The organism is Actinomyces sp. Marseille-P3109, from assembly GCF_900323545.1.
Taxonomy (GTDB): Bacteria; Actinomycetota; Actinomycetes; order Actinomycetales; family Actinomycetaceae; genus Actinomyces.
The window spans coordinates 143,962-165,693 of sequence record NZ_OOHN01000008.1 but is presented as its reverse complement, the minus strand read 5'-3'; the positions used below and the strand labels follow the sequence as shown (position 1 = coordinate 165,693).

The window sequence follows — 21,732 nt, the reverse complement described above, 5'->3', positions numbered from 1 at the left end:
CCTTCCAACGCTTCAGAGAGGACATGATTCATGAGCACGGCTCACGTCCCCCAGAACGCCGCTGACACCGGTGACAACGAGTCCAACGAGGATGAGATCACGATCCGAACCCGTCTGTTCTACCCGCTTTTCGGGATCGCAGTGATCATCGGCGTCATTCTGGACGTCATCATCCTCATGCTCCTCAACACCTATGTGCCGGGCAGAGCGAGGACTCCCTTCTGGATCTTCATCATCCCAGTCGCGATCCTCGTGTTCCTCGTCTCCTTCGTCGATGATGTCCTGGCCAAGCGCTTCCCCCATCTGGTCCCCGAGGAACTACGCCGACAGCTGGCGGCCGCCGAGGCGTCGAAGGCTGCTGGGGCATCCCAGCAGCAGGGATACGCCCAGATGCCCGGTAACCCGGTGCAGGGGCAGGCGGCCCCGCAGTACCAGGGCGGGCAGGTCCCTCAGCAGGCCCAGTACGGACAGCCGCAGCAGCCGGGTCAGGTGCCTCCGTCTGGCCAGTACGGGCACGCCACCGTTCAGGCTCCCCAGAACCAGCAGCCCCACAGTCAGAGCGGGCAGCCGGGGCAGACCGGTCCGGTCGGCTACTGAGGCGCGGCAGGCGCCGAGTAGATGCCCGAATAGATGTCGGTGGGGCCCGATACGCTCCCACCATGCCCGCATCGAAGAGTCCTAAGGCCCCCAAGGTCTCCTACTGCTGTACCGAGTGCGGCTGGTCCAGTCCCAAGTGGATGGGCCAGTGCCGGGAATGCCGGGAGTGGGGAACCCTGGAGGAGGTCCAGTCCGCCGGCGCCCCGGGTGAGGGTGCCGGCGGACGCGCCTTGGCCGCCGCCAGCGCCGTGCGCCCCGCCGTGGCCGCCCGCCCCATCGGGGAGGTCAGCGCCACCGAGGCCAGGGCCCGCCCCACCGGGGTGGGCGAGCTGGACCGGGTCCTGGGCGGCGGGATCGTACCGGGCGCCGTCGTGCTGCTCGCCGGCGAGCCCGGCGTCGGCAAGTCCACGTTGCTGCTCGACGTCGCCGCGAAGGCCGCCGCCGTGGCGCGCGAGCGCGGGGATGGGCCGGTCCTCTACGTCACCGGTGAGGAGTCGGCCTCGCAGGTGCGCCTGCGGGCCGAACGCATCGACGCCCTGGATCCCGGGCTGCTCCTGGCCGCGGAGACCGAGCTCGGGGCCCTGCTGGGGCACGTGGAGGAGGCCGGGCCGTCCCTGCTGGTGGTGGACTCGGTCCAGACCATCGCCTCGGCGCAGGTGGAGGGCAGCGCCGGAGGCGTCACCCAGGTCCGGGCCGTGGCCGGCGCACTCATCGCGGTGGCCAAGGAGCGTGGTATCCCGGTACTGCTCGTGGGGCACGTGACCAAGGACGGCGGGATCGCCGGGCCCCGGGTCCTGGAGCACCTGGTCGACGTCGTCGCCCAGTTCGAGGGCGACCGGCACGCCCGTCTGCGCCTGCTGCGGGCCGTCAAGAACCGCTACGGCCCCACCGACGAGGTCGGCTGCTTCGACCTGGGCGAGCGGGGCATCGTGGGGCTGGCGGACCCCTCCGGCCTGTTCCTGTCCGCCGCCCGCTCCGAGGTGCCGGGCACCTGCGCCACCGTCACCCTGGAGGGCCGCCGCCCCATGCCTGTGGAGATCCAGGCGCTCGTGGCCTCCACCAACGCCGGCTCGCCACGGCGCACCACCTCCGGGGTGGACCACTCGCGCACAGCCATGGCGCTGGCGGTACTCAGCGCCCGGCTGCGGGTGGACACCTCCAGTGCGGACGTCTACGTCTCCACCGTGGGCGGGGCGCGCGCCGTCGAGCCGGCCACGGACCTGGCCGTGGCCATCTCCGTGGTCTCGGCCGCACGCAACCTGCCCACGCCCGCCGGGCTCGTGGCCTTCGGCGAGGTCGGTCTGACCGGTGAGGTGCGTGCCACCGTCGGCATCCAGCGGCGCCTGGCGGAGGCATCCCGGCTCGGCTTCGACCGGGCGATCGTGCCGCTGGCCGGCTCGGCCGAGCTGCGCGAGGTCGCAGGGATGCAGGTCCTGCCGGTCGCTCATGTGGGTGAGGCCATGGGTGCGGCACTGCCGCGAGGTTGAGGCCGTGGAAAGGGCTCGAGAGGCCGCCCATGATGATGGCGGGATGGGCGCGGTGAGCGTTGACGGCATCGACAGACGTTGACAGCGCTGACTGCTTGATCGGTACGGCGGCGAGAAATCTGCCTACCTGCGCAGACACGCGCCTCCAACAGACCGAGCGGTCCAGTGTGGGAAGGCCCTCTCCGAGAGGTGACCCACCTGCCGATACCATGGGGCCGTGAGCACCGGTGCGTGCGCGCTCAACCAGATGGCGCTGAGCCAGACAGCCTGGAGCGATTGGCCCTGCCCCGGTGAACACGGACATTGCGCGTCCTTCCCCCGAGGATACCGCGAGATCAGGAGAGATGATGATCGAGGCCGCTGGCCAGCTGCGCGAGACGCTTGCGCTCGTCGCTCCCGGCACCGTCCTTCGTGACGGCCTGGAGCGGATCCTGCGCGGTCGTACCGGGGCGATCATCGTGCTGGGCTTCGACCCGGTGGTCGAGGCCATCTCCTCAGGGGGCTTCCACCTGGACGTCGAGCTGTCCGCGGCGCGGCTGCGAGAGCTGGCCAAGATGGACGGCGGCGTCGTCGTCGACATGGACACCGCCCGGATCCGACGCGCCAACGTCCAGCTGCTGCCCAACGCCTCGATCCAGACCTCGGAGACGGGCATGCGCCACCGCACCGCCGAGCGCGTGGCCCGCCAGACCGGTTACCCGGTCATCTCCGTGAGCCAGTCGATGCGGATCATCTCCCTGTACGTGGATGGCAAGCGCCACGTCCTGGAGCCCAGCGAGTCGATCCTGGCCAGCGCCAACCAGGCCCTGTCCGCACTGGAGCGCTACAAGGCGCGCCTGGATCAGACCTCCGCCGGCCTGGACTCCCTGGAGATCGAGGACCTGGTCACCGTCCGCGACGTCACCGCGGTGCTCCAGCTCATGGAGATGGTCCGCCGCATCTCCGCCGACATCGACTCCTACGTCCTGGAACTCGGTACCGACGGGCGCCTGCTGGCGCTCCAGGTCGAGGAGCTCACCCGGGGCCTGCTCGCCGAGCATGGCTTCCTCCTGGAGGACTACCTGCCCGAGGGTCTGGACACCGCCACTGTGGACGCACGCCTGAAGTGGGTTGGCTCCCCCGCTCTCCTGGACCTGGCGATGGTGGCCCGGTCCATGGGCCTGGGCGGCATCGACGGTCAGGACCTGGACGCTCAGGTCTCCCCGCGCGGCCTGCGGATCCTGTCCAAGATCCCGCGCCTGCCCGTGGTCACCGCGCGCGCCGTCGTCGAGCAGTGGGGGTCCCTGCAGGGGGTTCTGGGCGCCACCATCGAGGAGCTCGAGGCCGTTGAGGGCGTGGGCGCCCAGCGGGCCCGGACCCTGCGTGACGGGCTGTCACGGCTGGCGGAGATCTCCGTCGTCGAGCGCTACTCCTGACCCCCTCCCAGCCCTCGGAACTCCGGCACCGGCAAGCACCTGACACCATGGCGGCCGATGCGGGACGAACGGCCTCAGCCGACGACGAAGACCCGATCCTCGGTCAGGTCCTTACCCCCCATGACAAATCGGAAGCGGTAGGTCCCGGCCCCCGCCGCGCTCCCTGGGGCGGTCTGGTTCTGGCCGGCCGAGGCACTCGCGGAGGAGGCGTCGGTCGAACTCGGATCAGCTGAGGCCGTGTCCTGGCCCGTGGCCCGGGCGCTCACGTCGTCGCTCGGCGTGGAGGAGGCCGAGGCGCTTGCCGGTGAGGCGGGCGCCGCCGTGGCGGCAGCGCAGTCGGAGGTGGCAGCGTTTCCGTTCCACGTCACGCTGACATCGGCGGCCTGGCCCGGGGGGAGAAGAAGAGGTCGCTCGGTCTGGCCCACCGGGCAGGTCATGGAGTCCCACACCTGCTGGGAGCCCGAGGAGACCCGTACCCCCACGGCCTGGCTGCCGGCATCGAGGAGGCAGGGTACCGAGCCGTTGTTGACCAGGGAGATGGTGAAGGTCGCTCCGGCGCCCACGCCGACGGACTCCGGGCCGTGGAAGGTATTCGACAGAGTTGAGGGGTCGCAGGTCACGGGAGTGGGGTAGACGGTGCGCACCTGGGCGGCGGCACGCTCCGCGTCCTGGCCGCGGATCGTGCCGCGCACCCAGAAGTAGCCGACGATGATGGCCACTACGAGCAGCAGGAGGAACAGCAGCGCACCGCCCAGCACGAGCGTGCGGCGCAGGCCGTAGCGAGGCTGGGGAGGGATCGGCTTGCGCAGCCGTCCGCTGCGGGGCTGGTCCGGGCCGTTCGGGACGGAGTCGGGGGCGCCGGTGAGCCGCCCGCCGCCGATGTGGGCCCACTGGGCGCCCTTGCCCCAGCCGTTGCGACGACGGCCGGAGCGACCGGTCTGGGTCGAGCTCGTCCGGGAGGAGTGAGCGGTCCCCGGAGCGGCCTGCCGCGAGCGCACGGCCGAAGAGCCCTGGGAGCCCTGGGAACTCTGGGAGCGCTGCGACCCTTTGCCTGCTCGTCCCTTGTGCGCTCCCTGACCCTTGCCGCCCTGAGCCGGTTTTCCCGGGCGCCCACCGGAGGCCGACCGACCTGCCTGCCCCGAGTGCAAGGGGTGGCCGGTCTGCTTGGTGCCGTGGGTACGGCTTCCACGCCCCTTGCCCTGGGGGGAATGGTCGCCCCCGGTGCCGGAGCGAGGCGATGTGGAGGATCCGGTGCCCTGACGGGCGGCGGATCCGCCGGCCCCACCTGCCTGCCGGTGGGGCCGGGACTGGGCTCCTGAGGAGGAGCGGCCGGCGGCGGAGCCCGCGCCGCGACGGGCCGAGCCGCGTCGTCCTGCGCTTCCCCTATGACTGCGTCCGCGTCCCTTGGCCATGGTCACGACTCTACCGGCGCAATGGTCGCAGGGCCGTGAGCGCCCCGCCCGGGTGGGGCGGTGATCCATCGAGATCCATCGCTGTCAGTACGGGCCGGCACTCGCCGGCCCGGCCTCGCGGACGCGCCGTCGAGCGCCTCGAGGATTGATTCCCCGGTACGATCCGGCGAGCCGCAGGGTGCGTCCGTGCGCTCGTTGTACCGCTGCACAAGGTCGACGGGCGGCTACGGGAGCCGGTACGTGGCGCCGTCGTCGTCGGTGGCGATGAGCCCGTCAGCCAGGAGGGTGGCCAGGGCGCGCCCGGGCTGATCGGGATCGGGGGCTCCACCGGTGGAGCGCGCACCCGCTCGGGCGGCGCAGGCCATCAGCTCCCCGGCCTCCACGGGCTGCCCGTCAGCGGCCTCCCGCAGAAGGGCCATGACCAGACCACGGGCCTGACGATCGGTGCCGTGCCAGGCCTGGGTCCGGCGTCGTCCGGCGTGGATGTCCGCAGGGCGGCCGGCCGCCAGCCAGGCGCAGCTGCTGCGCCACGGGCAGGTGCCGCAGTCCGGTTCGCGGGCGGTGCACACCAGGGCGCCGAGCTCCATGACGGCCACCGACCAGTGGGCGGCGGTGGCGTCTTCCTCGGGCAGCAGGTGCAGCGCCCGCTCACGCTCGGCCCGGTTGAGGCTGGGGGCTGGCAGCGCTTGGCCTCCGACAGCGCGCGTCAGGACCCGCCTGACGTTCGTGTCCAGCACGAGGGCGCGGCGACCATGGGCGAAGGCGAGGACGGCGCCGGCCGTGTACTCCCCCACCCCGGGCAGGGCCAGGAGGGCGTCGAGGTCGTCGGGCAGGACCCCGTCGTGCTGCTCGACCACGCTGCGGGCGCACTCGATGAGCCGCAGGGCCCGGCGCGGGTAGCCCAGGCGCCCCCAGACCCGTAGCACCTCGGCGGTGGGGGCCTGGGCGAGCTCGGCCGGCCCGGGCCAGCGGCGCATCCACTCCTGCCAGGAGGGGATGACGCGGGCGACCGGGGTCTGCTGGCTCATGACCTCTGAGACGAGGACCTCCCACGGCGTTGTTCCGGGCAGGCGCCACGGCAGGTCCCGGGCATGGGCGTCGTACCAGGCGATGACGGCCTGCGCCGACGGCTCACCCGGGTCGGGAGGCGGCGGCACCGGTGCCACTGCAGGGACGGCGGGCACGGCGCGCACAGCCGGCGCAGACGATGCGGACGGCGCGGCGGCAATCGTGTCATGAGGGTCGTGAGGGGCGGGGCGGGCAGGCACGGTGCACACCGTAGCGGCAGCGGCTTGGACGGGGCTGGCCGCTTCCGTCGCCAGCCGGCTGAGTGTCCTTGCAGGCCTCACGTTCGTACCGTGGGCCTTCGTCGGGCAGAGGGCACGAGTCCGAGGCCTGCCCCACGATCGCGCGGGACCCTGACGGTTCGCGGGGCTCCACCCCGACGGCGCCCCGTCTGCTCAAGGGCGGCTCAGGCCCTGGCGGCGCTCCTGGCGGGCCCTGGCCCCCTGCTGGATGCCGAGGACGCCGCCCAGTTCGACGTACTCGCCCGTCTCCTGGGTGTAGCCGCGGGCCACGGCCCAGTCCCAGATGCGGTCCAGCTCGGCGGTTCCTTTGCGCTCCAGCGCCTCTCCGCTCAGGCCGGACCAGCTCAATCCCGTCAGGGCAATGGCCGTGCCGTCGGTGTCGACGACGTGCGCCTCGGCGTGACGGATCTGGGGCTTGCCTGCGGCGGCGCTCAGGGCGGTGGGGGCGCCGGAGACCTTGACGAACAGGCCCGTGCGCGATCGGGGCCAGGAGATGTCACGGCTTCTGCCAGAAGCTCCCACGTGGATGCCGGTGGCATCGAGCACCGTGCGCACCGACAGGAGGGACAGGACCCCGAGCATCACGAACAGCCCTAGCAGCAGCAGGATGACGAACGCACCGATCGTGCCCTTACCACCGAGGTGGATGAGGTTCCACACCGCACCGGCCAGGCACACCAGCCCGAAGCCGCCGCCCACGAGGAGCTGGATGCGGCTGGCCGTCGTCTCCGTGGGCCTGAGGACCAGCCTGTCCTGCTCGACGGGGATCGGGCCGAGCCGGGAGGGCTGGTAGTCGTGCGGGGCCGACGACGGCTGCGGGCCGGCCGCAGCGCCATTACCCGGCTGGCCGGTCCCGACCCGGCCGTACTGGCCGGGCTGGTCAGGGCGTCCGTGGCTCTGCTGACCGTCACCGGCCTGACTCGTCTGACCGTACTGGCTCTGAGGACCGGGGAGACCGTACTGGTTCTGCTGAGCGGGGTAGCCGTGCTGAACCGGTTGGCCGTACTGGGCGGGCTGACCGGGCCGTCCCGGCCGACCGTAGGGATTGTTGACCGGCGGCTGGTTCATAAGCACTTTCCTCAAGGGATCATCGGATGGATGCACGGGGATCCGGCAGGCCTCGTCAGACTATCGCCTCAGTTCCGCGGCAGCCCCAGGCAGAACTCCCCATCGCTGCGGACCGCGCTTGACGGCTATCTGCCGCCGGCGAGGCGGCGCAGCAGGCGCACTCGCGGGCCCCAGGTCGCGGGCCGGGCCACTGAACCAGTCGTCTCCCGCTCGGCGTTGTCGAAGAGGTCCTCGACGACGGCGTCGTGCAGGGGCTCGACCATGACCGGGAACATGACCCTCATGGCCCCGCGGGTGCGCCCGATGAGGACGTGGCGGATGCGGGTGCGCTCCTCGTCCAGCGCGTCGAGACTCAGCTCGTGGGCGCCGATGATCCCGGTGCGCGGATGGAAGGTGAACCGTACCCGTTGGCCGGGCTCGTACTCGCTGACGTAGTAATGGATGTCGTCATGCCCTCCATCGGCTCCCAGCGCCAACGGCCGATCCAGGACCATCGGCGGCCAGTACCGCGAGGGCCAAAGGCGATCACCCTTCTGCCCCAGAGCGTCGAGCAGGACGCCCAGAGACTCGAGCGGGGCGTTGATGACGCGTTCGTGAACGTTGCGGATCATGGGTGCTCCTCCATGGTTGTCGCATGGTTGTCGCATGGTTGTCGCATGGTTGTCCGGAGAGGATCGCGCCCGATCATGAAGCCGCACAGAGCCACGGCATGCCGCACTGGACCGCAGCCGGCTCTTTGAGCCCGGCCGGCTCACAGATGCAGGAGCATGCGGGCGTTGCCCAGGGTGTTGGGCTTGACCCGGGCCAGGTCGAGGAACTCGGCCAGGCCGTCGTCGTGGGAGCGCAGCATCTCGGAGAAGACGTCCGCACCCACGGGCGTGCCCTCAATCGGCTCGAAGCCGTGGGAGCCGAAGAAGGGCTCCTCGAAGGTCAGGCAGAACACCCGCTTGAGCCCCATCTGCCGCGCCTGCGCGATGAGCTCGCGCAGGACGGCCGAGCCGAGCCCGGTCCCCAGGGCATCGGGGTGGACGGCCAGGGTGCGCACCTCGGCGATGTCGTCCCACATGACGTGCAGCGCCCCGCAGCCCACGATCCTGGGGACCGCCGGCGAGGGGGTCTCCCCACCGGCGCCTCCGACGCCGCCCGGGACCTCCTCAGCGACGATGAACTCCTGGATGTCCTCGAAGTAGGAGATGAGGTCCTTGGCGACCAGGACGCGGCGCTCGGCGTAGGGCCGCACCAGCTCAGCGATGGCGCGCACGTCCGCCGGGCGCGCCGGCCTCAGGATGCGGCGCGCGCCGTCGGCCCCGTAGACCTCGACCCGGTGCGTCGGCCGTCCGGTTGGTCGGCACTCATCTGTCGTGACAGCCGTAGTGCTCATCGTCATCCGTGTTCCGTAGAGATTCCGTAGGGATCAGTTCTCGTCTCGCGGCCTGCGAGGCCGGTGCTCCACCGGCGGCGTCCGGCATTGTGCGGATCGCAGTGCGATCCGGGCTCACATCCTGCCACGTCAGCCGCTCACCGAGAACCGGCCCCCGCCTGCCCCCGGGCCTCGGCGAGCTCCAGGACCGCGCGGGCCGTGGCGTCGTCGACGACGAGGTCGGTGGCAGTGCGGGCGCGCAGGGCGGCCAGCAGCGCCCGGGCCTTGCCGGTCCCGGCGGCCACGCACAGGCGCCGCGGGATACGGGCGAGCTGGGCGGGGGTCGGACCGGTGGCCCGGGCGTTGAGGGTGATATCGCGCCAGGAGCCGTCGGCCCGCAGCAGCACGGTGCACACGTCGCCCACCACGTCCTGGCGGCGAAGGACGGCCTGGTCCCGGGCGGTGAGGTGACCGCCCTCGTAGACCTGGGAGGGCAGGGCGGCGTCGAGGGCATCGAGGGCGCCGACGCCGAAGACCGCCAGGCTCGCGCGGCGCGTCACCGCCAGGACCCGTTTGACTGAGCGCTCCGACCACATGGCCTCGCGCGTGGCCACGTGGTCGAAGAAGGCCGGCACCGGGAAGGAGATCGTGCGGGCCCCCAGCGAGGCGCGCAGCTGCGAGAGGACCTCGCCGGCGCTGGGGCCCTCGCGCATCGGGTCCGAGGCTCCGTTGAGCTGGACGACCGTCAGCCCCGGGACCGACCGCGAGGGCAGGGCGGCGCTGACCTCAGACATGGTGGTACCCCAGGCGACACCGACGACGACGCCCCCGGCGCCATCACGGTCCGCATCCCCCTGTCTCGCGTCGTCGCCGTGATTCCCACGCCCCGGGCCGGCGGGCCCCGGCGCGGCCGGAGCAGCGGTCCCACCCGATCCGCCGGGCTCGGCCAGCGTCTCGATGAGGTCGACCATGTGCGCGGCCGCGACGGAGGCGACCTGCTGGAGGCGGTGGATCTCCGTGGTGCCCTCGCGCACCGGGACGATGTGGGTGCGCACGTCGAAGGTCTGCTCCATCCGCCCCTCCAGTGATCCGGCGCCACCGGGCTGAACGAGGGTGACCCGCACGACGCCCTCCCGTCGGGCCCGCGCCAAGAGCCGGGAGACGGTGGAGCGCGAGACCCCCAGGTGGTGGGCGATCACCTCCATGGTCTCCCCCTGGACGTAGTACATGGAGGCCGCCTCGTAGGCGCGCACGAGGCCGCCGGGGTCGACGACGCTCCTTGCGGCATCAGTTGCGTTGATGGCGTCAACGGCGTCTTTGCCGGTCACGTCGGTCTCTCTCCTCTCACCGCCGTGGGCCCTTTGCGCACCACGGAGGGGCATGATTCTCCTCCACCCTGACATCGGATGTCCTTGACCAGACGGAATCTGCTCAAGTAAGCGGACATTCTTGTGGAAGCCCTCAAACCAGTATGCACGTTTGTGCAACCACCTTGCGCATACTCCCACAGATGACGAACAGTGGTGACCACCGCCACGGTGGGGCAGCGTGAGCGCAGCGGGACACGGCGCAGTCAGGAGCTCACCCGCTCACCCACCTGGCACCCCGGTCAGCGCCGACCGGGCCCGCAGACCTCAGCAACCGACCTCTCGAAACGTAGGAGTCCAGGAGCCATGATCTCCACCCGCACCCCCTCCTCGAAGAAAAAGTCCTCCGCCCACAGCTCCGGCCCCGCGGGTCCCGCCTACCCGGCCCCCACGCACGACACCGCGCTCAACGCCGCCCAGCGCGAGCGAGCCCTGGAGGAGATGTCCTCATCCGAGGGCCTGGACCTCCTCGTCGTCGGCGGCGGCGTCACCGGCGCCGGCATCGCCCTGGACGCGGCCGCCCGCGGCCTGCGCACCGGCATCGTGGAGATGGGCGACTGGGCCTCGGGCACCTCCTCGTGGTCCTCCAAGCTCGTCCACGGCGGCCTGCGCTACCTCTACCAGCTCAACTTCGCCCTCGTGCACGAGGCCCTCACCGAGCGCGGCCGCCTGCTGAGCACCACCGCGCCGCACCTGGTCAAGGCCCAGCCCTTCCTGTGGCCGCTCAAGCACCACTACGAGCGCTCCTACTCCGCCGTCGGCGTGGGCATGTACGACGCCCTGGCCCTGGCCGGCTCCCGCGGCCGCAAGACCGTGCCGATCCAGCGCCACCTGGGCCGCAAGGGCACCTCCGCCCTCGCCCCCTCGCTGGACACCAGCGGCCTGGCCGGCTCCATCCGCTTCTTCGACGCCCGTGTCGACGACGCCCGCCTGGTCATCGACCTGGTGCGCACCGCCGTCGGCCTGGGGGCTCTGGCCGCCAACCGCACCAAGGCCACCGGCTTCATCACCGACGAGCGCGGCCACGTCCACGGCGCCCGCGTCACCGACCTGGCCACCGGTGCCACTCACGAGGTCCGCGCCAAGCGCACCATCAACGCCGCCGGCGTGTGGACCGAGGATGTCCAGGACCTGGCCACCGACGCCGGGGGCCTGAAGGTCCTGGCCTCCAAGGGCATTCACATCGTGGTTCCCAAGGAGGCCATCGACGCCGAGACCGGGGTCTTCCTGCGCACCGAGAAGTCGGTCCTGTTCATCATCCCCTGGCCCGAGTACTGGGTCATCGGCACCACCGACACCCCCTGGGACCTGGACGTCTCCAAGCCCGTGGCCACCGCCGCCGACGTCGACTACATCCTCGAGCACGCCAACTCCGTCCTGTCCCGCGCCATCACGCGCGACGACATCATCGGCGTCTACGCGGGCCTGCGTCCCCTGCTCCAGCCCAAGCTCAAGCCGGGCGCGGATGCCGCCTCCACGAAGGTCTCCCGCGAGCACACGGTCACCCGGATCGCCCCGGGCCTGACCGCCATCGCCGGCGGCAAGCTGACCACCTACCGGGTGATGGCCTCCGACGCCGTCGACCACGCCCTGGGCGAGGCTCTGGCCCACTCCCACCCCTGCGTCACGCAGGAGCTGCCCCTGGTGGGCGCGGCCGGCTACCACGCCCTGGCCAAGCGGGCCGGACGGATCGCCGGCGAGCGCGGCTGGACCCTGGAGCGGGTCACCCATCTGCTGGACCGCTACGGCGACGAGACCCCTGCCCTGCTGGAGTCGATCGACACCGCCGGCCCTGAGGCGCGGCTGGGCGAGCCGCTGGCGGAGGCTCCCACCTACCTGCGCGCCGAGGTCGCCTGGGCCGTCACCCACGAGGGTGCCGAGAGTCTCGACGACGTCCTGCTGCGCCGGGTGCGCCTGGACTTCTCTCGCCGCGACCGGGGCCTGGGCGCCGCCGACGAGATCCTTGAGATCATGGCGCCGCTGCTGGACTGGTCCGAGGAGGACGTCGCCGCCCAGAAGGAGGCCTACGCCCAGCGCGTGGCCCAGATCGCCGCGGCCGAGGCCGAGCTGACCGACGCCGCTGCGGTAGCGCACATCACTGAGCCGATCTAGGCTCCTGTCGGCCGGGCGGACCTCTCGGTGCCGCTCGACCCGATGACCTCCGTGCTGCCCGCCGTTTCCGGCGGCGGCGGGCAGCACGTCAACCCATCACCCATCAAGAAACCGGACCGCGCCGGCGATGTCCGAACCCGCACAACGTTGTGCAGAAAGAGAGCCGCAATGTCTGCGACCCTGACCCAGATCTTCGCCTCGGAGGCCTTCGGTACGTTCCTCCTCATCCTCCTGGGCTGCGGCGTCGTCGCCGGTGTCTTGCTGCCCACCTCCAAGGCCAAGGACGGCGGTTGGATCGTCATCACCATGGCGTGGGGGCTGGCGGTTTTCGTGGGCGTCTACGCCGCCTACAAGACCGGCGCGCACCTCAACCCGGCCGTCACCATCGGACTGGCGGTCGCCGGACGGGACCTGGCCGAGGGGATCCCCGCCTCGGCGACCAATATCCTCGTCTACTTCGCCGCCCAGATGGTGGGCGCCATGGCAGGCGCCGCCGCCGTGTGGCTGGCCTACAAGAAGCAGTTCGACCAGAAGGCCGACGCCGCCGCCAAGCTCGCCGTGTTCGCCACCGGCCCGGCCGTGCGCTCCTACGGCTGGAACGTCGTGACCGAGGCCGTGGGCACCTTCGTCCTGCTGGCGTGGATCATCGTCTCGGGCAAGACCCCCTCCGGGCTCGGCCCGCTGGCCGTGGCCATGGTCATCGTCGTCATCGGCATGAGCCTGGGCGGACCCACCGGATACGCCATCAACCCGGCCCGTGATCTGGGCCCGCGCATCACCCACGCTCTCCTGCCCATCCCCGGCAAAGGCAGCTCGGACTGGGCCTACTCCTGGGTCCCGGTCGTCGGCCCGATCATCGGCGCCGTCGCCGCCGGACTCATCGTCCCCCACATGGCCGGCCTGTTCTGAGCCCGTACGGCCGGGACGGCACGCGTCTGCACCGGCCGTGCGGCGCGTAGCCTCCACCCGCACTGATCACACCGCCCCTCACAACGCAGTGAAAGGACAATTCCTTGAGCCACAACAACCCCGATGAGAAGAAGTACGTCCTGGCCATCGATCAGGGTACGACCTCCTCACGCGCCATCCTGTTCAACCACGACGGAGGGATCGTCGCCGTCGACCAGAAGGAGCACGAGCAGATCTTCCCGCGCGCCGGCTGGGTCGAGCACAATGCGAACGAGATCTGGGACAACGTCCGCTCCGTCGTCGGAGGGGTACTCGCCAAGGCGCAGATCAACCGCCACGAGATCGCCTCGGTGGGCATCACCAACCAGCGCGAGAGCGCCGTCGTGTGGGACAAGAACACCGGCGAGCCCGTCTACAACGTCATCGTCTGGCAGGACACCCGCACCCAGAAGATCTGCGACCGCTTGGCCGGCGACGACGGCCCGGACAAGTACAAGGACCGCGTGGGCCTGGGGCTGGCCACCTACTTCGCCGGCCCCAAGGTCGCCTGGGTCCTGGAGAACGTCGAGGGGGCCCGCGAGCGCGCCGAGGCCGGTGACCTCCTCATGGGCACCATGGACACCTGGACGCTGTGGAACCTCACCGGCGGTGTCAACGGAGGGGTGCACGCCACTGACGTCACCAACGCCTCGCGCACGATGCTCATGAACATCGACACCCTGGACTGGAACCCGGAGATCTGCGCGGACATGGGCATCCCCATGTCGATGCTCCCCGAGATCCGACCCTCCTCGGGCGTGTTCGGCTACGGCCGCAAGAACGGCCTGCTGGTGGACACCCCCATCAGCGGCATCCTGGGCGACCAGCAGGCGGCCACCTTCGGTCAGGCCTGCTTCGAGAAGGGACAGGCCAAGAACACCTACGGCACCGGCTGCTTCATGCTCATGAACACCGGCACCACCCCGGTGCGCAGCGAGAACGGGCTGCTGACCACCGTGTGCTACCAGATCGGGGACGAGCCGGCGGTCTACGCCCTGGAGGGCTCGATCGCCGTGGCCGGCTCGCTGGTGCAGTGGCTGCGCGACAACCTGGGCATCATCACCGACTCCAAGGACATCGAGGCGCTGGCCGCCAGCGTCGAGGACAACGGCGGGGCCTACTTCGTGCCGGCCTTCTCCGGGCTGTTCGCCCCGCACTGGCGCCCCGACGCCCGCGGCGCCCTGGTGGGCCTGACCCGCTACGTCAACAAGGCCCACATCGCCCGGGCCGTGGAGGAGTCGACCGCCTTCCAGACCCGCGAGGTCCTCGAGGCCATGAATGCCGATTCAGGGCAGGCCCTCACCGAGCTCAAGGTCGACGGCGGCATGACCCGCGACGAGCTGCTCATGCAATTCCAGGCCGACCAGGTGGGTGTGCCGGTCGTGCGCCCGAAGGTCGCCGAGACCACGGCACTGGGGGCGGCCTACGCCGCCGGCATTGCAGTGGGCTTCTGGTCGGGGACCCAGGACGTCATCGACAACTGGGCCGAGGACAAGCGCTGGGAGCCGGCCATGGACGAGGCCGAGCGCGATCGGCTCTTCCGCAACTGGAACAAGGCCGTCCAGCGCACCCTGGACTGGGTCGACGACGACGTCGTCGAGTAGCAAGTGACATGACCGAGTAGCGTCCAGCAGCGCTCGGTCGGTGGCGGCGGTGGCAGCCGCCGCTGAAGCAGCACACGCAGCACCCCGGCGCCGCCGGCGGGTCCCGCCTCCTCCTCGGGTCCGCCGGCGGTGCCGCTTACCACGTCTCGGACGGCCGATGGTCAGCATTTCCCGGTCGATGTGTCACGGATGGAGGTTCTTACCCCGCGCAACCGCTCGTCTCGCCAGTACTTCGCGCGCGTCAGCGCAGGTCAGCGTGGTTCCGCCGGGGACAAGCTCTCAGATCGGGGTTGACAAGTCTCCCGTTGTGACACGGCGACGGGTCTCAGAGGCTCGTCTAGTCCTCTCGTACACTGTCGAGCCCGTTGACGGGTCGGTAGATTCCTGGATGTTGCTCCCCGGCCTGATCTGCGGGGACCCGCCCCGTTCCCCCTGCGTGCGAGGAGTCCCCGCATGACGGCTCATCCACCCACCGCCCACCCGCTGCAGTCCACGCAGCCGCCTTCCGCCTCCACACCATCACTGCCCGTCGACGAGGCCGACGACACCTCTGGCGCCAGCGGTCTCACCGGTTCCGGCACCGGTGGGCGGATCATCGACCGGATCGAGCGGGCCGACATCGTGCGCATCACGGTAGTGGGGCTGGCGGCCCTGGGCGCCTGGGCCGCGGGTACTGCGCGGGCGCCCGGGTGGGTGGTGGGCGTCGTCGGAGCCACGGCGCTGCTGGTGGGCTGCTGGCCGATCGTCGTCGAGGCGGCCGGGGACCTGCGCGAGCGGCGCATGAGCATGGAGCTGTCGATGCTGCTGGCCATCGTGGCCGCCGCCGCGATCGGCGAGTGGGTGACGGCGCTGGTCATCGCCGTTTTCGTGCTGGCCGCCGAGGTCCTTGAGGACCTGTCGATGGACCGGGGCCGCGACGCCCTGACCGATCTCATGTCCTTCCTGCCGCAGACCGCGCGGGTGGTGACCGGCCCGCACACCGATGAGACCACCGAGGTCCCCCTGGACGAGGTGTGCCCCGGGCAGGTCATCGCCCTGAGTCCCGGGGGCCGGGTGCCGGTCGACGGCGTCGTGCGCACCGGCTGGGCCGACGTCGACCAGTCCCGGGTCACCGGCGAGTCGTTGCCCGTCCTGGTCGGGCCGGGCGACCGGGTCCCGGCCGGCTCGATCACCCGTGGGGCCCTGGAGCTCGAGGTCGAGCGGGTCGGCGAGGACTCCTCCTACGGGCGGATCGTGGCGGCGGTGCGCCACGCCCAGTCCTCGCGCGCGCCGGTCCAGCGTCTGGCCGACAGGCTGGCGGCCCGCATCGTCTACCTGGCGCTGGCAGCGGCCCTCGTCACCTTCCTGGCGACTCGGGACGTGCGCTCCACGATCTCGGTCATCATCGTGGCCGGGGCCTGCGGGGTGGCCGCGGGCACTCCCCTGGCGGTCCTGGCCGCGATCGCCCGCGCCGCCCGCTGCGGGGCCTTCGTCAAGGACGGTACCCACCTGGAGCAGCTCTCCGCGGTGGACACGGTGGTGCTGGACAAGACGGGGACGCTCACCGTGGGCGCGCCCCGCGTCGTGGCCGTCAGCCCTGCGGAGTCCCCCGCGACGCCCTGCACGGACGAGGCCGAGGTCCTGGCCCTGGCGGCCGCGGCGGAGTGGAACTCCGAGCACCCGATCGGCCGGGCCATCCGCACCGAGGCCGCCGTGCGCGACCTGACGGTGCCGGTTCCGAGCAACGTCACCTACTCCCCCGGCGCCGGCGTGAGCGCCCGCGTCGACGGGCGCCGGGTCACCGTCGGGCGCAGGGAGGGACAGGAGCACCAACCGGGCCAGGACGCTGCCGGGGCCGAGGCCAACGCCGTCATCGCGTCCGACACCGCCTCAGACCCGGAGGCGCCTTCGGCCACCTCTGTGGTGGAGGTCCGGGCCGACGGCCGGCTCCTGGGCACCATCGCCCTGGCCGACCGGTTGCGCCAGGGCGCGGCTACCGCCGTGCGCGACCTGGGCGATATGGGGCTGGAGGTGCTCATGCTCACCGGTGACTCGGCCGCCTCCGCGGGCGACGTGGCCCGCGTGCTCGACCTGAACGAGAATCGGGTGCGCGCCGGCCTCCTGCCCACCGACAAGGAGGAGGTCGTCCGATCGCTGCGCCGGGCGGGAAAGAGCGTGGCGATGGTGGGCGACGGCGTCAACGACGCCCCGGCCCTGAGCGCCGCAGACGTCGGCATCGCCATGGGCACCGGCACGGACGTGGCCCGCGAGGCCGGGGACGTGGTGCTCGTGGGGTCCGCCCCGGCCGACCTGGTTGAGACCGTGCGGGTGGCCCGCCGGGCCCGGGGCATCATCATGGTGAACTTCGTGGGCACGGTCGTCGTCGATGTCGCCGGCATGATCGCCGCCGGTCTGGGGCTGCTGGGGCCCGTGGCCGCGGCGCTCGTGCACGTCGTCTCCGAGTCCGCCTTCATCCTCAACTCGGCCCGCCTGGTGCCCCGCCCGGCGCGCAAGCGCTGAACCGGCCGACGGCGTGCACCGGCACCTCACCCACGCAGCCGGATGTCCTGGGCTCCACCCAGTTTTAGCGCACGGAGTGGACCGCAATAACGCGCCGGACACCGTCGAGCGACGTAGGCCACGACCAGTTTCTTGCCCACTTTCTCCCGGATTTCTGCGCGACAGCGACACCCTGCCGTGTCACATGGTGCGCAAGTCACCATCTCCGTGGCATGATCGTTAGGCCTTAGTACCCAGGAAGCAGCGCCGCGGCTGCCCACCCGGCCCATCCGCGACCTGGACGACCTTCATCAGTACTCACAGTGGAGTAGCCATGACGCCAGCCGTCCTGACAGCCCTGCCGGCACACCCGGCACCCCTCGCCCCCGCACTGGCGGGCCTGCCCGCAGCCTTCACGCCGTCGACCACCGCCGTGGGTGGCAACGTCTACCTCACCGCCGCGGTGGGCCTGCTACCGCTGGTGGTGTTCTTCGTCCTCATGGGCGTGTTCAAGGTGGCCACCCACTGGTGCGCGATCATCTCCCTGGTGGTCGCGTCGATCACCGCCGTCGCCCTGTTCCACATGCCGGTGGGAATGACCATCATGAGCGCCACCCAGGGCATGGCCATGGGATTCGTCCCGATCGTCTACATCATCATCGCCGCCGTGTGGCTCTACAACCTCACCGACGTCTCGGGCAGGTCCGCCGACCTACGGGCCGTGTTCAACGCGATCGGCAAGGGGGACATGCGCGCCCAGGCCCTCATCGTGGCCTTCTCCTTCTGCGGCCTGCTCGAGGGCCTGGCCGGCTTCGGCGCCCCGGTAGCGATCGCCGCCGCCATGGTGGCGACCCTGGGGCTGCCCAAGCTCAAGGCCGCCGCCGTCGTCATGGTCGGCAACGCCATCAACGTGGGCTTCGGCGCCATGGCCATCCCCACCACCACCGCCGGAAAGCTCGGTGGCGAGGACCCGGTGACGGTCGCCACCGCCATGGGGCACCTGACCTGGGTGTTCTGCGCCTTCATCCCGCTGCTTCTGCTGTTCATCCTCGACGGCGTGCGCGGCGTCAAGCAGCTGTGGCCGCTGGCGATCGTGGCGGGGCTGGCCACCGGCGTCGGCCACTTCTTCACCCCCTCGATCTCCTACGAGCTCACCGCGGTGCTGGCCTCGCTGCTGGGCCTGGCGGCCTCCTACGTCTTCCTGCTGGTGTGGAGCCCCAAGACGCCCGAGGAGTTCCGCTCCCACGTGGCCGCCAACGACGCCCCCGACCGCGAGCGCGTCGTCCTGGCCCTGCTGCCCTACATCCTGGTGGTGGTCATCATCGCTGCGACCAAGCTGTGGACCCTGGGCGTCAACCTCGACAAGGTCTTCAAGGCCACCGACCTGCCTATGAAGTGGCCCGGCGTCTACGGCCAGCTCCTGACCCCCAAGGGGGAGCCAGCCAAGAGCGCCATCTATACGCTCCAGACCCTGTCCAACCCGGGCACCTGGATCTTCCTGACCGCCATCATCGTCACCTTCATCTACGCGGCGCGCTCGGTTCCCGGCAAGTTCGAGATGAGCGTGGGCAAGGGCTTCGCCACGCTGGCCAAGACCTGCTACACGCTGCGCATGGCGATCCTGACGATCGCCGCCGTCATGGCTCTGGCCTACGTCATGAACTTCTCCGGGCAGACCTCCGCGATCGGCGCGGCTCTGGCGGCCACGGGCGCCGCCTACGCCTTCCTGTCCCCCGCCCTGGGCTGGGTGGGCACCGCGGTGGCCGGCTCGGCGACGAGCGCGGGCGCCCTGTTCGCCAACCTGCAGGCCACCGCCGCCCAGGGGGCCGGGCTCGACCCGAGGATCCTGCTGGCCGCCAACACGATCGGCGGCGGTCTGGGCAAGATCGTCTCCCCGCAGAACCTGGCCATCGCCTCGACCGCGGTGGACGCACCCGGGACGGACGCCGAGATCCTCAGGAAGGCGGCGCCCTACTCCATCGGTCTGCTGGTGGTGCTGGGCGCTCTCGTGTTCCTGGCCTCCCAGGTGGGGCTGGGCGTCTGAGGCTGCCGGCCACTGACTCTCGCTACTGCGCACTGCGCCCCCGGATCCTTCGCGATTCCGGGGGCGCAGTGCGTGTGCTCAGCCTCCGGCGTCGGATCGGGGACGTACTTCTCACCCGAGAACTGCGTTCTCCCACCGATGACTGCGCCCCGACACCCGCAATCTGCAGGAAAACGCGGTCCTCGCCACGAAGGTACGTCCTCGAAGACGCTCGCGAACGGAGCATGGCATTGATGACACGGACGAGACTGCTGTGCTGAGATGGTCACGAAGGAGGTGACTGTGACAGCTCATGTTCCTCTGGCTGCTGGACGCAGGCACACGGTCGGGCGCCTCGCGGACGGCCGGGTGGTGGCCGTCGGGTCGGACTCCGCCGAAGAGTGTCAGGTGGCGCAGTGGCGAGACATCGTCGCCGTCACGTCGGGAAACGTGCATATTGCTGGCAACACCGGTCGGTCCCACACACTGGGGCTTCGCGGTGACGGGACGGTTCTGGCCAGCGGTTGGAACAGCCAGGGCCAGTGCAACGTCCGGGACTGGCGGAACGTCATCGCCATCGCGGCAGGATGGAGATTCAGTGCGGGGCTGCGAGGCGACGGGACACTGGTGACGGTCGGCCGTGGTACCGAGGGGCAACGGCAGGTCGACAGCTGGCGCGAGATCACGGGCATCAGCTGCGGTGACTGGCACACGGTGGCGGTTCGCGCCGATGGAACCGTCTGCGCCACCGGCAACAACACTGCGGGCCAGTGCGAGGTGGATGAATGGCTCCAGATGCGTGCGGTGGCCGCTGGCTACCTCCACACGATCGGCCTGGCCGCGGACGGCACCGTTCGCGCAGCCGGGCGCTCCGAGTTCTGGGGCGACGCCGAGCGCTGGACAGATATCAGCGCGGTTGCGGCAGGCAGCTGCCACAGCGTCGGCCTGAAGGATGACGGTACCGTCGTCGCGTCAGGTAGATCCGAGGCGGGTCAGTGCGATGTCCGCCAATGGCGGGACATAGTGGCCATCGCCGCCGGAGCGGCCCATACCGTGGGACTCCGCTCCGACGGCAGCGTCATCGCCACTGGCAGCAACAGCCACGGACAGCTCGAGGTCGGGGACTGGTCCCTCACCTGAGCCCCGGGGGTGCGGACGCGTCTACGGGCTCCGACGTCGCGCGGACCATCGAGGGGCCTCACAGGCCGTCCAGGATCAGACCAAGCCCCGAGCGCAGGTGCCCGACCACCTCCTCCGGCTCCGTCGGTGGGGCGTTGAGCAGATCGAGGGTCAGCCCGTTGACGACGGCGGTCACCAGGCGCGCCCCCTCGGCGGGTGACAGGTCCACGCGCATACGACCGGCCTTCCGAGCGTCCGCCAGAATGCCCTCGACCCAGGTGCGCATGATCTGGAGCGCCTCCCAGTAGGGATCGGCCAGCCAGGGCCTGGTGGATGCGGCGGCACCGAAGGCGACCCAGGCAGCCGCGTCCTCGCGCTGCACGGCCCCGGTCGGCAGAAGCTCGGCAAGAGCCCTCACCAGGGTCTCCGGCTGCGCGGGGTCGACCTCATGAGAGACCACACGGCCGGCCTGGCGCTGGACGGAGCGGACGAGGGCGTCGGTCAGCAGAGTTCGCCGGCTCGGCGAGCGGTACTGGACTGTGCCCGGGGCGACACCGAGCCGGGCGGCGACGCTGCGCACGCTGACCCGGCCGAAGCCCTGCTCGGCGATGATTGCGATGGTGGCGTCCACGGTCGTGCTCACGGCCGGCGACATCGGGACCTCGAAAACCGACTGCCGGCCCACGTCTCGGCCCATGGCGCTGTCCTCCATCGTTCCACCTCGGCCTCGCTCCTCAGCCGCAGCCTTTGGAGTGCGTGGCGTTTCTCGGACAGGGGAGTTTTTCTTCCCGTGAGTCGATAGGATGGAGATGTGGGCTGCTGGGTGTTTTTCGGACACTGCTTGTTTTCTTGTTCAGGCTGCCTTGGTTAGGCCCGGGAATTCTTGCTCGACCTCGTTAGGTGTGCGGTATCTCAGGGCTGAGTGAAGGCGGACATGATTGTATCTCAGCTCGATCCACGAGGCAATATCGTTGATCGCCTTGTCCTTCGTGGGGTACACCATTCTGTGCACTCTCTCGTTCTTGAGTGTGGCGTTGAAATATTCCGCCCATGCATTGTCCCAGCACGCCCCACGGACGGGCGGATACCATAAGCCTTCAGGTGGTCCAGGAACTTCTGAGACGTGTACTGACTGCCCCGGTCGGAGCGGGAAGACTGTCACACCCTTCCCGGGCCGGGCATCGCCTGACCGCCATGTCGATGGCCTCACACACCAGCGAGGTTTGCACATGGCTCGGCCATCGCATACCCCACGACCTTCTTGGTGCAGCAGTCCAGGACGGTAGCAAGATAGACGAACCCGGCCCACGTACTGATGTAGGTGATGTCTCCGCACCACTTACGCCCAGGCTTGTCGGCAGTGAAGTCGCGCCCCACCAGGTCGGAGCGCTCATCGAGGTCCTCGGCCGGCACGGTAGTACGGACCTTCGCCCGT

At 70.6% G+C, this 21,732-nt stretch carries 18 protein-coding genes; 9 read left to right on the top strand and 9 right to left on the bottom strand.

Annotated features, from left to right (window positions below):
* Positions 1-30 precede the first annotated feature (30 nt).
* The 3 genes from BQ8008_RS00850 (at position 31) to disA (ending at position 3,499) form a co-directional block, all read left to right on the top strand.
* The gene (locus BQ8008_RS00850; protein WP_108832405.1) at positions 31-597 is read left to right on the top strand and encodes a hypothetical protein; all 567 of its coding nucleotides are present in this window, start codon (positions 31-33) and stop codon (positions 595-597) included.
* Between the two features lie 62 nt (positions 598-659).
* Positions 660-2,084, top strand: a complete 1,425-nt coding sequence (gene radA / locus BQ8008_RS00845; RefSeq protein WP_108832404.1) for a DNA repair protein RadA — start codon at positions 660-662, stop codon at positions 2,082-2,084.
* A gap of 344 nt (positions 2,085-2,428) precedes the next feature.
* On the top strand, positions 2,429-3,499 hold the full coding sequence (gene disA / locus BQ8008_RS00840; RefSeq protein ID WP_021607406.1) for a DNA integrity scanning diadenylate cyclase DisA: 1,071 nt from the start codon (positions 2,429-2,431) through the stop codon (positions 3,497-3,499).
* Between the two features lie 74 nt (positions 3,500-3,573).
* Here disA and BQ8008_RS13550 read toward each other — a convergent pair whose 3' ends face one another.
* The 6 genes from BQ8008_RS13550 to BQ8008_RS00810 form a co-directional block, all read right to left on the bottom strand.
* On the bottom strand, positions 3,574-4,911 hold the full coding sequence (locus tag BQ8008_RS13550; protein WP_234415163.1) for a hypothetical protein: 1,338 nt from the start codon (positions 4,909-4,911) through the stop codon (positions 3,574-3,576).
* 224 nt (positions 4,912-5,135) lie between these two features.
* Positions 5,136-6,179, bottom strand: a complete 1,044-nt coding sequence (locus BQ8008_RS00830) for an A/G-specific adenine glycosylase (RefSeq protein WP_199907907.1) — start codon at positions 6,177-6,179, stop codon at positions 5,136-5,138.
* A 192-nt stretch (positions 6,180-6,371) separates the two neighbouring features.
* Complete coding sequence (locus BQ8008_RS00825) at positions 6,372-7,286, bottom strand: hypothetical protein (protein WP_108832403.1); 915 nt, start codon at positions 7,284-7,286, stop codon at positions 6,372-6,374.
* A 125-nt stretch (positions 7,287-7,411) separates the two neighbouring features.
* Positions 7,412-7,897 carry a hypothetical protein gene (locus BQ8008_RS00820; RefSeq protein WP_108832402.1) on the bottom strand — a complete coding sequence of 162 codons (486 nt, stop codon included), beginning with the start codon at positions 7,895-7,897 and terminating at the stop codon, positions 7,412-7,414.
* Positions 7,898-8,037: 140 nt separating this feature from the next.
* Positions 8,038-8,667, bottom strand: coding sequence for an amino-acid N-acetyltransferase (locus tag BQ8008_RS00815; RefSeq protein WP_108834523.1), 630 nt, complete (start codon positions 8,665-8,667; stop codon positions 8,038-8,040).
* 137 nt (positions 8,668-8,804) lie between these two features.
* A complete protein-coding gene (locus BQ8008_RS00810) occupies positions 8,805-9,875 on the bottom strand; it encodes a sugar-binding transcriptional regulator (RefSeq protein ID WP_442778230.1) in 1,071 nt (356 codons plus the stop codon).
* 444 nt (positions 9,876-10,319) lie between these two features.
* On the opposite strand from BQ8008_RS00810, the gene BQ8008_RS00805 reads away from it, so the two are divergent.
* From BQ8008_RS00805 to BQ8008_RS00780, 6 genes are all read left to right on the top strand, one after another.
* On the top strand, positions 10,320-12,125 hold the full coding sequence (locus tag BQ8008_RS00805) for a glycerol-3-phosphate dehydrogenase/oxidase (RefSeq protein ID WP_108832400.1): 1,806 nt from the start codon (positions 10,320-10,322) through the stop codon (positions 12,123-12,125).
* Between the two features lie 168 nt (positions 12,126-12,293).
* A complete protein-coding gene (locus tag BQ8008_RS00800; RefSeq protein WP_108832399.1) occupies positions 12,294-13,034 on the top strand; it encodes an MIP/aquaporin family protein in 741 nt (246 codons plus the stop codon).
* 104 nt (positions 13,035-13,138) lie between these two features.
* Complete coding sequence (gene glpK, locus BQ8008_RS00795; RefSeq protein WP_108832398.1) at positions 13,139-14,677, top strand: glycerol kinase GlpK; 1,539 nt, start codon at positions 13,139-13,141, stop codon at positions 14,675-14,677.
* Positions 14,678-15,130: 453 nt separating this feature from the next.
* A complete protein-coding gene (locus BQ8008_RS00790) occupies positions 15,131-17,176 on the top strand; it encodes a heavy metal translocating P-type ATPase (RefSeq protein ID WP_108832397.1) in 2,046 nt (681 codons plus the stop codon).
* A 313-nt stretch (positions 17,177-17,489) separates the two neighbouring features.
* Positions 17,490-19,199 (top strand): L-lactate permease, encoded by a 1,710-nt coding sequence (locus BQ8008_RS00785; protein WP_108832396.1) that lies wholly within the window; start codon positions 17,490-17,492, stop codon positions 19,197-19,199.
* Positions 19,200-19,481: 282 nt separating this feature from the next.
* The gene (locus tag BQ8008_RS00780; protein WP_234415161.1) at positions 19,482-20,318 is read left to right on the top strand and encodes an RCC1 domain-containing protein; all 837 of its coding nucleotides are present in this window, start codon (positions 19,482-19,484) and stop codon (positions 20,316-20,318) included.
* A gap of 58 nt (positions 20,319-20,376) precedes the next feature.
* Here BQ8008_RS00780 and BQ8008_RS00775 read toward each other — a convergent pair whose 3' ends face one another.
* The 3 genes from BQ8008_RS00775 to BQ8008_RS14065 all read right to left on the bottom strand — a co-directional run bounded on the left by BQ8008_RS00775 (position 20,377) and on the right by BQ8008_RS14065 (position 21,674).
* Positions 20,377-20,940 carry a TetR/AcrR family transcriptional regulator gene (locus BQ8008_RS00775; protein WP_234415160.1) on the bottom strand — a complete coding sequence of 188 codons (564 nt, stop codon included), beginning with the start codon at positions 20,938-20,940 and terminating at the stop codon, positions 20,377-20,379.
* 210 nt (positions 20,941-21,150) lie between these two features.
* Positions 21,151-21,528 carry an integrase core domain-containing protein gene (locus BQ8008_RS13400; protein WP_108832394.1) on the bottom strand — a complete coding sequence of 126 codons (378 nt, stop codon included), beginning with the start codon at positions 21,526-21,528 and terminating at the stop codon, positions 21,151-21,153.
* Positions 21,504-21,674, bottom strand: coding sequence for a DDE-type integrase/transposase/recombinase (locus BQ8008_RS14065; RefSeq protein ID WP_442778206.1), 171 nt, complete (start codon positions 21,672-21,674; stop codon positions 21,504-21,506). The genes BQ8008_RS13400 and BQ8008_RS14065 overlap by 25 nt, the downstream gene beginning before the upstream one ends.
* Positions 21,675-21,732 lie beyond the last annotated feature (58 nt).